Origin of the sequence: Streptomyces kanamyceticus (genome assembly GCF_008704495.1) — a bacterium.
Lineage (GTDB): Bacteria > Actinomycetota > Actinomycetes > Streptomycetales > Streptomycetaceae > Streptomyces > Streptomyces kanamyceticus.
Map to the genome: position 1 here is coordinate 5,714,561 of NZ_CP023699.1, position 12,103 is coordinate 5,726,663.

Sequence of the window (12,103 nt, forward strand, 5' to 3'; positions counted from 1 at the left end):
GACCACCAGGGAGCGCGCACATGCACGATCACGGCGACGACTTCGGCCCGTGGGGCGTGGACGGCAACGCCAGCGCCGCACAGCGAACCGAAGAAGAGTGGGCTGCGATCGCCCGGTACATCAGGCACGCCGCGAACAAGATCGGCCCCGCTCTTCCCCTGTGTCTCCCTGACGAGCCCCAGGCGTGCGGGCGGACAGCTCAACAGCACGTCTTGGTGTGGTCGGCCCATTTGAAAGCGGCGGCCCATCACCTGATCGAGCAGGCCACCCCCAGCAGGGAGAGGGGCGCTCACGCTGCCGGAACCCTGTACCAGCGGCGACTAGCCGAACTGCGAGACCAGAGCGCCCGCGCCCACGCCGACCAATGACTTTCGCACTGGCCCCGGCCAGCATTCCCCCGAGTGCTGGCCGGGGCCCTTTCGCTGCCTGACCTAGCCTCAGGCGCCAACGCGCCTCGTGCGGCCCAAGTGCCGCGCAGGGCTCCTGTGTTCTCTGACGTGTGCGTATCCTCAGAACCGGTAGTCAGGAGTGTTGGGGTCGGTGAGGGTCACCCAGCCGCGACCGTTGGGCCTGCGGTGGTCCTCGTACGGGGTCGCGCCGAGCGCGACGATCCGCTCCACCTCCTCGTCGCGGGTGCGGTCCTGCGGCTGGAGATCCACGTGCACGCGGTTCTTGATGGTCTTGCCGTCCGGCACGGTGACGAAGAGCAGCGTGATGCCCGCCGCCTCGACCAGGGCCTCCGGGTCACCGGGGGAGTCGTCGTCGGAGAGCTTGCCATCGAGGACCGCGGCCCAGAAGGTGCCCTGGCGGTAGGCGTCGTGGGAGTCGAATGTGAGGTGGTTCACGAGAGATGCCATGCAGGGCACTATGGGCGTTCGGGTGGGGGCTGTCGACGGGATTTCGTCGGGGGCTGCCGGGCCGGGCCGACGGGCCGGGCCTACGGGCCGGGCCTACGGGACGGGGTGACGGACGACGAGTGCGCGGGCGCCTGCCAGGATTGTTCGATGCACACTGTTCGAAAGCCCCGCGTCCTCTTCGTCACGGACCTCTCCTACCAGGCCAAGGGCCGCCGCTACTGCGACGAGGACATCTATCTCTCCACCCGCCTGCGCGAGGACTTCGACGTGGCCCTGTGCCACCCGCTGGACGCGGCGGCCCTGATGGAGACGGGCGCCTTCGACGTGGTGCTCGTCCGCAACAGCGGCCCCGTCATCAACTACCAGTCGCAGTGGGACGACTTCAGGGAGCGCGCGGCGAAGTGCGGCGCGCGGGTGTGCAACCAGCTCACGGGCCGTGCGGACATGGTCGGCAAGCAGTATCTGCTGGACCTGACGGCCGCCGGATACCCGGTCATCCCGACGGTCGACGACCCCGGCGACGTCGACAGGCTCCCGGCGGCGGAGGCGTACGCGGTCAAGCCGAAGCTGGGCGCGGACTCGATAGGCCTGGAGTTCATGTCGAGGCAGGACCTCGCCGGACTCACCCCCGGCCCCTCGGAAATCCTGATCCAGCCGCGCGTCGACTTCGCGTACGAGGTGTCGTTCTACTTCGTCGACCGCGCTTTCCAGTACGCGCTGTACGCCCCGGACCCCGCTCGCCGCTGGCACCTGGAGCGCTACGCCGCGACACCCGATGACCTGGCCTTCGCCCAGCGCTTCGTGGACTGGAACACCATCGACCACGGCATCCAGCGGGTGGACGCGTGCCGGGCGCCTGGCGGCGGGCTACTGCTGGTGGAGCTGGAGGATCTGAACCCGTATTTGTCGCTGGAGCTTTTGGACGACGGGGCGCGGGACGGGTTCGTGGCGGCGCTGAAGGGATCATTGCTGGCCCAACTGGCGGGCTGAGCAGATCTGAGTAGATCTGAGCAGACAGCGGGGGTAGCGGGGTTACCGGAGTTATCCACAGGGTGAACCGCGCGGGGCCGATGTGCGGGAGTCTTAGGGACGGGACGCGGGGATCACGTGAGGCCGGGGGGGCGGTGGGGCATGGGGGAGCGGCAGGTTTCCGGTTCCGTTTCGGGGGAGCGGATCGCTCTGCGGGAGCTGGCCGTCGAGGGTGTGCTGCTCACTCGCTGGGCGCTGGAGGCGGGCTGGTCGCGGAATTCGCTGTTCCGGAGGCTGGCCGCAGAGGAGTGGACGCGGATCCCGGGCGGTGGCTGGGCGGAGCCCGGCCGCGCGGCCGACCTGCCGCTGCGCCAGTGGGCCGGGCAGCTGACCACGCCGGGCCTGGTGGCGAGCCACCGTTCGGCCGCGGTGTTGTGGCGCATCGAGGTGTTGCGGGAAGAGGTGGAGTTCACCGACCCGCAGAGGTCCCGCCGCAAGGCGGGCGCGCGCGTGCACTGGCTCGCGCTGCCGCCCGAAGAGACGGCCGTGGTGTGCGACCTGAGGGCGACGACGGTCGCTCGTACGCTCGCTGACCTGCTGCGCCGCGGCCCCCGGGAGGAGGCGCTGGTGGCCGTCGACTCGGCGCTCGGCCGCCGCACGCTCGGTGGCACCCGGCGGGGGCCGCTGATCGACGGCACTGGCGTCGTCGCGGCGGCCCTGGCCACCACCCCGCTGCCCGGAGCGGCTCGGGCGCGCCGCTGGCTGGCCCTGGCCGACCCGGCGTCCGGCTCACCGGCGGAGACGGTCGCCCGGCTCCGGATGCACGACGCGGACCTGCACCCGGAATCCCAGGCGGAACTGCGCACTCCGGCCGACCGCTACCTGCGCCCCGACTTCTTCTTCCGCGCCGAGGGCGTGGCCGTCGAGATCGAGGGCCACGCCTACCACGGCACGCGCGAGGCACACCGCCGCGACGTGACCCGCTTCAACGACCTGGCGACGTGCCCCGAGATCAGCCTGGTGCTGCGCTTCGCGGCGGAGGAGGTCTTCCACCACGCCGAGAGATTCGTGACCCGCGTCAGGGCGGCACTGGCGACCGCGACATCACGGGCGGCGGCCGGGCCCGGTGGGTGGGCAGGGGGCGCGTTGCGGGAAAGTCTCTTGGGGCGGGGCTCTGGCCTGGGTGATGTGGTTGGGGGGTGAGACTTCTGCGCTGTGGTTGTGGTTGTGGCTGCGGCTGTAGCTGCGGTTGTGGGTGCGGCTGAGGGGGCTGGACAGCCGAACGGGGCCGAGCTGTGGGCTCGGCCCCGTGTGGTGCGGTGGTGCTTGGCGCGGGCGTCAGCCCTGCGGGGGAGCGGGTATGTGACCGTCACCCATCGGTGTGGTGGGCGTATGGCCGTCCTGCGCGCTGATGGCCGGGCCGCCCTTCGGGGGGCCCGGCACGTGGCCGTCGGCGAGTGCCGGAGACGCTGCGGTGCCCGCGGCGGCCGCCGCGATGGCCAAGGTGGTGAGGATTCTCTTGGTGCGTGTCATACCAGCTCCTTTGGAGAGGGGGACATCGAACATCAAGTGACCCTAATCGCGGGGAGACTGAATGTTCGATTCCGTTGATCTGTTGGGCGTGGCACGGCCATTCACGACCGGGTCCCAGGCATACGTCGGCCGCGACGGCTCCCCCTCCGCGCCGCCGCGGCCGATCGGTCCCCCGTCGGGAATGAAGACTCAGGCGTCCTTCGGCGGGGAGGGGATGTGACCCTCGCCCTGCGTGGTGGCGCCATCCTTCGGCGGGGCGGGGATGTGACCCTCGCCCTGCGTGGTGGCACCGTCCTTCGGCGGGGCGGGGATGTGGCCCTCGCCCATGGTCGTTATCTTCTGCTTCTTCTTTGCTTCGCTCATGCTGACAACTCCTAAGGAATTGACGGGGCTTTTCAGGCCGACCGCCCGCTCAGCAACTCCCCCGAGGGTCGCTGAACGGGCGGTCCGGGGCCGCTCACCATATCTGTGGGGCCCAAGCGACCCGTCTGCCCCCCGACGCGACGGATCGATAACTAGAGAATGGCAGCCACCCATAAACGTTCGATGAACGTCCTCGACAGCTGTGTCAGGCTTGTGTCACGCGGCTGCCACAGGGTGGAGAAGGGCCCGGACTTCCTCGACCTCGGGAGCCTTGGCCTCCTCGTGAATGCCCAGGGCTTCGTTCCAGCAGGCGCGGGCGCGGTCGAGCTGCCCGAGGGCGTCGAGTGACTTTCCCAGCAGGGTGAGGACGTTGGCGCGCATCCAGTCGCCACCGACGCAGCCGGTGGCGAGTGCCTGCTCCGCGTGCTTCGCTGCCTGTGCGGGCTGGCGCGCCGAGAGGTGGACTTGGGCGATGCGGTAGTGGGCCGTGCCCTCCCACAGGCGCTGTCGGTTCTCCGCGAAGACCTGCAACGCGTCGGTGAGGTGTTCGAGACCTTCCCGGTGGCGGCCCGCATGGCTGAGGCTGATGCCCAGGGCGTACTTCGCATTGGCCAGGCGGAAGGTGAGGCCCAGGTCGTCGTAGATGGCCATTCCCTGGCGGGCGAGATCGATCGCCTGCGTGGTTCGGCCCAACATGACGAGGACCCGGGACCAGTTGCAGAGTGCGCTCGCCTCGCTGTGACGGTTTCCGTCCAGACGGAACACCTCGATGGCCTTGAGCAAGTGGGCCTCGCAGGCGGTGTGCCGGTTCGTGCAGTACGCGTTGATGCCCAGTTCGTTCGAGACGTTCCCCTGCATCCAGGGGTCTTCGACCACGAGGGTGAGCTCCTCCGCACGCTTCAGCTCGACGGAGGCCTTCTCGAAGTGGCCCAGCTTGTGCAGGACTTGGGCAAGGCTGACGCGCGCTCGCCCTTCGACGCGCGCGTCGCCCACAGTGGCTGCGGCGTCACGTACCGCACGCGTCGCCACCTCGTACCGATACGAACTCGCTCCCGACTCGGCCAGGTCCTTCGCGGCGAGGAGCAGGTCCACCGCGCGGCGCAGACTGTCGGGCGCGAGGGACTGCTGGACGCACGCCAGGATGCAGGCCGCCTCCGCGTGCAGCCAGTCGAAGGCCGTGGTGGCGTCGTCGAACTCCAGGCCGGCGTGCCTGGTCACCTCCAAGTGGTCCACCGTCCGGTCCCCGGGCCGCTCGATCGCGTAGACCCGTGCCGCGGAGGCGAGGTAGAAGTCAAGGAGGCGCGACATCGCCGCGTCCCGCTCGCTCGGTGGCTGCTCGTCGCGTTCCGCGCATGCACGCGCGTAGAGGCGTACGAGGTCGTGATAGCGGTAGCGGCCCGGTGCCGCGGACTCGATCAGGGAGGTGTCCACGAGGGCCTCCAGGAGGTCCTCCGCGTCCTCCAGGGGCAGGTCGAGGACCGCGGCGGCCGCCGCGAGGGACAGGTCCGGGCCGTCCGCCAGGCCGAGGAGGCGGAAGGCGCGCGCCTGTGCGGGCTCCAGTTGGCCGTAGCCCAGTTCGAACGTCGCCTTGACCGCCAGGTCGCCCGCCTGGAGTTCGTCCAGGCGGCGGCGCTCGTCCGCGAGCTTCGCCGCGAGGGTGGAGACCGTCCAGGTGCGGCGGGCCGCGAGGCGGGATGCCGCGATGCGGATGGCCAGCGGCAGGAAGCCGCAGGCCGCGACCACGTCCAGGGCCGCCTTCCGCTCCGAGGTGACCCGCTCCTCGCCGACGATGCGGGTGAAGAGGAGCAGTGCCTCCTCCGGTGACATCACGTCCAGGTCGATCAGGTGCGCGCCTGCCAGGTCCACCATGCGGACCCGGCTGGTCACCAGGGCCGCGCAGCCCTCCATGCCGGGGAGCAGGGGGCGTACCTGGGCCGCGTCGCGCGCGTTGTCCAGGAGGACCAGGACCCGTCGGCCGTCCAGGGCCGACCGGTACAGCGCCGCTCGCTCCTCCAGCGAGTCCGGGATCGCGGAGTCGGCGGTGCCGAGTGCCCGGAGGAAGGCGCCCAGGACCGTCTCCGGCTCCGCCGCCCTCGCTCCCGCGCCCTGGAGGTCGACGTAGAGCTGGCCGTCCGGGAAGTGGGTGCGGGCCGCGTGCGCCACGTGCACGGCCAGCGTCGTCTTGCCCACGCCGCCGATGCCCGCCAGGGCCGAGACCGCCATGACGCGGCCCTCCGCCGTGGAGAGGATGTCGCTGAGTTCGTCCACGAAGGACTTGCGGCCCGTGAAGTCCGGCACCGTGGCGGGGAGTTGCGCGGGGCGCACCACCGTCGTCGCCGGTTCAGGGGCGGCCGCGGAGGGTTCCGCCAGGGCCGGGTCGGCCTGGAGGATGCGCTGCTGGAGTTCCTTGAGGCCGGGGCGCGGGTCCACGCCGAGCTCGTCGGCCAGGAGGCGGCGCGTGTCGGCGTAGACCGCGAGGGCCTCCGCCTGCCGTCCGCTGCGGTAGAGCGCGAGCATGAGGAGCTCCCGCAGGCGTTCGCGCAGCGGGTGCGCGGCCGTCAGGGCGGTCAGCTCCGAGACGGCCTCCGCGTGGCAGCCCTGTTCCAGATCCATGTCGAGGCGGGACTCGACGAGCTGGAGGCGCCACTCCTCCAGGCGGGTGCGCTGCGTCTCCGCGTACGGACCGGGGACGTTGGCCAGCGGCTCGCCGTCCCACAGGCCGAGCGCCTTCTTCACCAGCGAACGCGCCTGGCACAGGTCCCCGACCCCGCGCGCCTTCTCTGCCGCGGCCCACAGGTCCTCCGCCGCGGTCAGGTCCAGGGAGCCGTCCGTTACTCGGACCGCATAGCCTCCGGACTCGCTGAGCAGCACGCCCGCGGGCAGCACCTTGCGCAGCCGGGACGCGTACGTCCGTACCGCCGCCAGTGCCTGCGAAGGCGGCTCGTCGCCCCAGAGGGCGTCGATCAGCTCGGAGGCCGTCGCCGTGCGGCCGTCCCGTAGCAGGAGCGCGGCGAGAAGGGCCCGCTGCATCGGCGATCCCGTGTTGAGCTGTTCCGTGCCGTGCCACGCGCGCACCGGTCCGAGCACGCTGAAGCGCGACGCCTGGACCTCGGGAAACTCCCCCTCGGTCCGCTCCTCGGGGGTGTTCCCCGAGGCCGGACGCCACTGCTCCGGTACTCGCGGTACATCGACCATCGCTCCCCCTGCCGCCCTGCGGTTCCCAATCCTGCCGGTTGCGGTGCTGCCCCGACCACCCTGAAGCCGCGGTCGGTCGTGCCTCGGTTGTGACATCGGTTCCTGCTCCCCGCCAGTTTGCCTTGTTCATGGCGGATGCGTCAGCCGTGGGAGACGGCTCTCACAGGGTCCTCGCACCAGGTTCCGCATCGTGCCTCACCCCGGGGGCGGGCGATCCACCGTCGTACTACTTACTGACGGACCGTCAGATCGGCGCTACCGTGGACGGCATGGAGACCATGGAGACCTTCCCGAAGATCATCTCGGTGGACGACCACACGGTCGAACCCCCACACGTCTGGCGGGACCGGCTCCCGTCGAAGTACCAGGACAGCGGCCCTCGGATCGTCCGCGCACCCCTGAAGGAAATGACTTTCCTCGGCGGCAAGTTCGCTCCCGTGATGGGGGCGAAAGGGGACGAAGGGCCCATCGGGGACTGGTGGGTGTACGAGGACCTGCACCGTCCGCTCACCCGCCTCGACACGGCCGTCGGGTACGACAGGGACGAGATCAAGCTGGAGGTCATCACGTACGAACAGATGCGGCCGGGATCGTTCAGCGTCCCCGACCGCCTCGCCGACATGGACGTCAACCACGTCCAGTCCGCCCTCTGTTTCCCCACTTTTCCGCGCTTTTGCGGACAGACCTTCACCGAGGCCAAGGACCGCGAACTCGGGCTGCTCGGCGTGCGGGCGTACAACGACTGGATGGTGGAGGAGTGGTGCGGTCCCGAGGCGGCGGGCCGCCTCATACCGCTCACGCTCATTCCCCTCTGGGACGCGGAACTGGCCGCGGCGGAGGTGCGGCGCAACGCCGCGCGCGGCGTACGGGCGGTCGCCTTCTCCGAAATCCCGCCGCACCTCGGACTCCCCTCCATCCACACGGACGAATGGGACCCCTTCCTGCGGGCCTGCGACGAGACCGGCACCGTCATCGCCATGCACATCGGCTCCTCCAGCAAGATGCCGTCGACGTCCCCGGACGCGCCGCCCGCGGTCGGCTCCACCATCACCTTCGCCAACTGCTGCTTCTCGATGGTGGACTGGCTGATGAGCGGGAAGTTCGAGCGCTTCCCGAATCTGAAGATCATGTACGCCGAGGGGCAGATCGGCTGGATCCCGTACATCCTGGAGCGGGCGGACGTGGTCTGGGAGGAGAACCGGGGCTGGGGCGGGGTGGCGGACAAGGTTCTCCGGCCTCCGTCGGAGCTTTTTGCTTCGCATGTGTACGGGTGTTTCTTCGATGACGCGTTCGGGTTGAAGAACCTCGACTCCATCGGGGTCGGTAACGTCCTGTACGAAACGGACTATCCGCACTCCGACTCGACGTGGCCCAAGTCGCGGGAGGTTGGGGAGTCTCAGATGGGGCATCTGGCGCCGGATGTGGTGGATCGCATAGTCCGCCGCAACGCGATTGACCTTCTCGGTCTTACGGGGGAGGGGCTTTGGCGGGGGCCGGCGTAGGTCCCTCGTAGGTCGGTCTGCACCGGGCTGTCCCTGTAGGGCCGACTACCCCGCCGCTTCGCGGCGGATGCTTCCCCACCCGCCCACCCGTATCTCCGCACCGGGCCCTTCCTGTAGGAGCCGCCTCGGCTTCGGCTGTGGGGCGGGGCCGCGCCGGTATGTCCGTCCTCGCCGTCCCAGAGCATTGCCACACCACGGGCACCTCGGAACGAGGCCCCCAGTGCTCCGGGCGAACATACCGCCACGTCCCCTCAGACCGGACGGCGACTGCGGGCGCGCTCAGCTGTGGGCAATCGTGCCGCTGGGCGGCACGGGTGGGCACAGCCCCCGGCGCCGAGGAGCGAGGACGGGAGCGCAAGCCACGGTGCGGGCGGGGGGACGGAACCCCCACCGGCCCGCAGCCGCCCGCGCTCCTGAGGGGACGTGGGGGTATGTGCGAACGGAGCACAGTGGAGACCGGGGCAAGGAAGCAAGCCCAGTAGCCCCCGCCCCGGGATGGCGAGTACGCACATACCCCCGCGGCCCCGCCCCCAAGACGAACCCAAGGCGACACCAGCCCAAAGGAACCCGCACCCCCCTTGCCTGACATCCCGTCAGCTACCACGATGGCCCGCATAGGCAGATGTGACGTTCCGTCAGATCGCGGTGAGGAGTGGGGTTCCCATGAGTGACGCGGCGCAGGATCCGCAGGGGCGGCTGGTCTACGGGATGCAGCTTCCCGTTCAGTCGCAGAGTTCGCTCTACGCCGAGTCCTGGGAGGCCACCGCCACCCCCGACGACCTGGCCGAGATCGCCCGCACCGCCGACCGCACCGGCTTCGACTACCTCGCCAGTTGCGATCACGTCGGCATACCCCGCCACCTCGCCGAAGCCATGAGCACCATCTGGTACGACCCCGTCTCCACCCTCTCCTTCCTCGCCGCCATCACCGAGAACGTCCGCCTCATGAGCCACGTGGCCATCGTGGGGCTGCGTCACCCCCTCCTCTCCGCGAAGCAGTACGCGACCCTCGACCACCTCAGTGGCGGGCGCCTGATCCTCGGCGTGGGCGCGGGGCACGTACGCGAGGAATTCGAGGCGCTCGGCGTCGACTTCGAGCGGCGCGGGCCGATCCTCGACGAGACGGTCGACGCGCTGAAGGCGGCGCTCGGACCGGAGGAGTACCCCGAACACCACGGCGAACGCTTCGAGTTCGAGGGGCTCGGGCAGCGCCCTCGCCCGGCCCAGCCCCACGTCCCCATCTGGGTCGGCGGCTCCTCGCCCGCCGCCGTGCGCCGCGCGGCCACCCGGGCCGACGGCTGGCTCCCGCAGGGCGACCCGCGCGGCAAGCTGCCCGCGCAGATCGCGAAGCTCAAGCGGCTGCGGCAGGAGGCGGGCGTCGAGGAGCCGATCACGGTCGGCGCGATCACGGAGGCGCTGTACGTCGGCGAGCCCTCCTGGTCCGTGGGGCGCCGGGCGCTCACCGGGAAGCCGGAGGCGCTCGCGGAGTCGCTCCGCGAGTACGGCGAGATGGGCGTGGACCAGATCCAGGTGCGCTTCCGCAGCCGGAGCCGTACCGAACTGACCGACCAGATGGCGGCGTTCGCCGCAGACGTGGCTCCGCACCTCAACGACTAGGGAGTGACCCATGGGCAACGGCACGGACAACGGCACGGGCAAGCTGGACGGCCGCGTCGTCATCGTGACCGGCGCGGCGCGCGGACAGGGCGAGCAGGAGGCGCGCCTCTTCGCCGCCGAGGGGGCGCGTGTCGTCGTCGCCGACGTGCTCGACGACCAGGGCGAGGCGCTGGCCAAGGAGTTGGGGGAGGACACCGCGAGGTTCGTCCACCTGGACGTGAGCAGCGAGGCGGACTGGCAGGCGGCGGTGGCGACCACCAAGGATGCCTTCGGGAAGGTCGACGGCCTGGTGAACAACGCCGGGATCCTGCGCTTCAACGAGTTGGTCAACACTCCGCTGGAAGAGTTTCAGCAGGTCATCCAGGTCAATCAGGTCGGCTGCTTCCTGGGGATCCGCACCGTGGCGCCCGAGATCGGCGCGGCCGGTGGCGGCACGATCGTGAACACCGCGTCGTACACGGCGCTGACGGGCATGGCGTACGTCGGCGCTTACGCCGCGACCAAGCACGCGATCCTCGGTCTCACCCGGGTCGCGGCGATGGAACTGGCGGCCAGGAACATCCGCGTCAACGCCGTCTGCCCGGGCGCGGTCGACACCCCGATGACGAACCCGGCGCAGCTGGACCCGGCCGCCGACCCCGAGGAGGCGGGCGCGGCCGTCGCCGAGCTCTACAAGAAGCTCGTGCCGCTGGGGCGGATCGGGAAGCCGACGGAGGTGGCCGCGCTCGCGCTCTTCCTGACCGGCGACGACTCGGCGTACATCACGGGCCAGCCGTTCGTGATCGATGGTGGCTGGCTGGCGGGGGTCAGCATTATCTGACGGGACGTCAGGATCAGGGTCCGCGGGTATTGACGGTCCCCGCGGCCGGTGGAACAGTCGACCCCATCAAGATCTGACGATGCGTCAGAAACTCACGAGGACGGTGAACCTCCTTGGAATTCGGTCTCTTTGTACAGGGATACGTGCCCGCCAAGCGGGCCCAGGTCGACCCCGAAGCGGAGCACAAGGCGCTGATAGAGGAGACCGAGTACGTCATCCAGGCGGACAAGTCCGGCTTCAAGTACGCCTGGGCGTCCGAGCACCACTTCCTGGAGGAGTACTCGCACCTCTCGGCCAATGACGTCTTCCTCGGCTACCTCGCGCACGCGACCGACCGCATCCACCTGGGATCGGGCATCTTCAACCCGCTCGCGCCCGTCAACCACCCGGTGAAGGTCGCCGAGAAGGTCGCCATGCTCGACCACCTCTCCGAGGGGCGCTTCGAGTTCGGCTCGGGACGCGGCGCGGGTTCGCACGAGATCCTCGGCTTCATGCCGGGCATCACGGACATGAACCACACCAAGGAGATATGGGAAGAGACGATCTCCGAGTTCCCCAAGATGTGGCTCCAGGACGAGTACGTCGGGTTCCAGGGCAAGCACTGGTCCCTGCCGCCGCGCAAGATCCTGCCCAAGCCGTACGGGAAGTCGCACCCGGCGATGTGGTATGCGGCGGGGTCGCCGTCGTCGTACGCCATGGCGGGCAAGAAGGGGCTCGGTGTCCTCGGGTTCAGCGTGCAGAAGGTCTCCGACATGGAGTGGGTGGTCGAGTCCTACAAGTCGGCGGTCAAGGATGCCGAGCCGATCGGTGACTTCGTCAACGACAACGTCATGGTGACGTCCACGGCGATCTGCGCGGAGACGCACAAGAAGGCTGTGGAGATCGCCGTCAGTGGCGGACTGAATTACCTGCAGTCGTTGCTCTTCCGCTACCACGACACCTTCCCGCGGCCCGAGGGCATCCCCGAGTGGCCCGAGCTGCTCCCCGAGTACAGCGAGGAGATCATCGAGCTGCTCATCGCAGAGGAGCTGATGATCTGCGGCGACCCGGACGAGGTGCTCACGCAGTGCAAGCGGTGGGAGCAGGCCGGGGCGGACCAGCTGAGCTTCGGTCTTCCGATCGGGATCTCGCCCGAGGACACGAAGAACACGGTCAAGCTGATCGGTGAGCACGTGATCCCGAAGATCGACACGGATCCGGTGCATCGCACCTCGCGGTTCCGGCAGGGTGCCGGGGCGTAGTCCGAG

General features: G+C 69.8%; 11 protein-coding genes. 7 read left to right on the top strand and 4 right to left on the bottom strand.

The features are described 5' to 3' along the window. The first annotated feature begins 20 nt into the window (after window positions 1-20). Window positions 21-368, top strand: coding sequence for a hypothetical protein (locus tag CP970_RS24630; RefSeq protein ID WP_055544310.1), 348 nt, complete (start codon window positions 21-23; stop codon window positions 366-368). A gap of 141 nt (window positions 369-509) precedes the next feature. Here CP970_RS24630 and CP970_RS24635 read toward each other — a convergent pair whose 3' ends face one another. Then, window positions 510-857 carry a VOC family protein gene (locus CP970_RS24635; RefSeq protein WP_055544309.1) on the bottom strand — a complete coding sequence of 116 codons (348 nt, stop codon included), beginning with the start codon at window positions 855-857 and terminating at the stop codon, window positions 510-512. A gap of 147 nt (window positions 858-1,004) precedes the next feature. Between CP970_RS24635 and CP970_RS24640 the strand changes: the two genes are divergently transcribed. Both CP970_RS24640 and CP970_RS24645 read left to right on the top strand, forming a co-directional pair. Next, complete coding sequence (locus CP970_RS24640; RefSeq protein ID WP_055544308.1) at window positions 1,005-1,847, top strand: ATP-grasp domain-containing protein; 843 nt, start codon at window positions 1,005-1,007, stop codon at window positions 1,845-1,847. 141 nt (window positions 1,848-1,988) lie between these two features. After that, complete coding sequence (locus tag CP970_RS24645; RefSeq protein WP_191094947.1) at window positions 1,989-3,029, top strand: hypothetical protein; 1,041 nt, start codon at window positions 1,989-1,991, stop codon at window positions 3,027-3,029. A 135-nt stretch (window positions 3,030-3,164) separates the two neighbouring features. On the opposite strand, the gene CP970_RS24650 is transcribed toward CP970_RS24645, so the two are convergent. The 3 genes from CP970_RS24650 to CP970_RS24660 all read right to left on the bottom strand — a co-directional run bounded on the left by CP970_RS24650 (window position 3,165) and on the right by CP970_RS24660 (window position 6,917). Further along, complete coding sequence (locus CP970_RS24650) at window positions 3,165-3,359, bottom strand: hypothetical protein (protein WP_150493913.1); 195 nt, start codon at window positions 3,357-3,359, stop codon at window positions 3,165-3,167. Window positions 3,360-3,548: 189 nt separating this feature from the next. After that, on the bottom strand, window positions 3,549-3,722 hold the full coding sequence (locus CP970_RS24655) for a sigma-like protein (protein WP_107099120.1): 174 nt from the start codon (window positions 3,720-3,722) through the stop codon (window positions 3,549-3,551). Window positions 3,723-3,938: 216 nt separating this feature from the next. Then, window positions 3,939-6,917 carry an AfsR/SARP family transcriptional regulator gene (locus CP970_RS24660; RefSeq protein ID WP_055555637.1) on the bottom strand — a complete coding sequence of 993 codons (2,979 nt, stop codon included), beginning with the start codon at window positions 6,915-6,917 and terminating at the stop codon, window positions 3,939-3,941. A gap of 278 nt (window positions 6,918-7,195) precedes the next feature. On the opposite strand from CP970_RS24660, the gene CP970_RS24665 reads away from it, so the two are divergent. From CP970_RS24665 to CP970_RS24680, 4 genes are all read left to right on the top strand, one after another. Next, complete coding sequence (locus CP970_RS24665; RefSeq protein WP_055555639.1) at window positions 7,196-8,419, top strand: amidohydrolase family protein; 1,224 nt, start codon at window positions 7,196-7,198, stop codon at window positions 8,417-8,419. A 663-nt stretch (window positions 8,420-9,082) separates the two neighbouring features. Beyond that, the gene (locus CP970_RS24670) at window positions 9,083-10,036 is read left to right on the top strand and encodes a TIGR03619 family F420-dependent LLM class oxidoreductase (RefSeq protein WP_055555586.1); all 954 of its coding nucleotides are present in this window, start codon (window positions 9,083-9,085) and stop codon (window positions 10,034-10,036) included. A 10-nt stretch (window positions 10,037-10,046) separates the two neighbouring features. After that, entirely contained in the window at window positions 10,047-10,856 is an 810-nt protein-coding gene (locus tag CP970_RS24675; RefSeq protein WP_055555588.1) for an SDR family NAD(P)-dependent oxidoreductase, read from the top strand. Between the two features lie 113 nt (window positions 10,857-10,969). Then, on the top strand, window positions 10,970-12,097 hold the full coding sequence (locus tag CP970_RS24680; protein WP_055555591.1) for an LLM class flavin-dependent oxidoreductase: 1,128 nt from the start codon (window positions 10,970-10,972) through the stop codon (window positions 12,095-12,097). The last annotated feature ends 6 nt before the right edge of the window (window positions 12,098-12,103 follow it).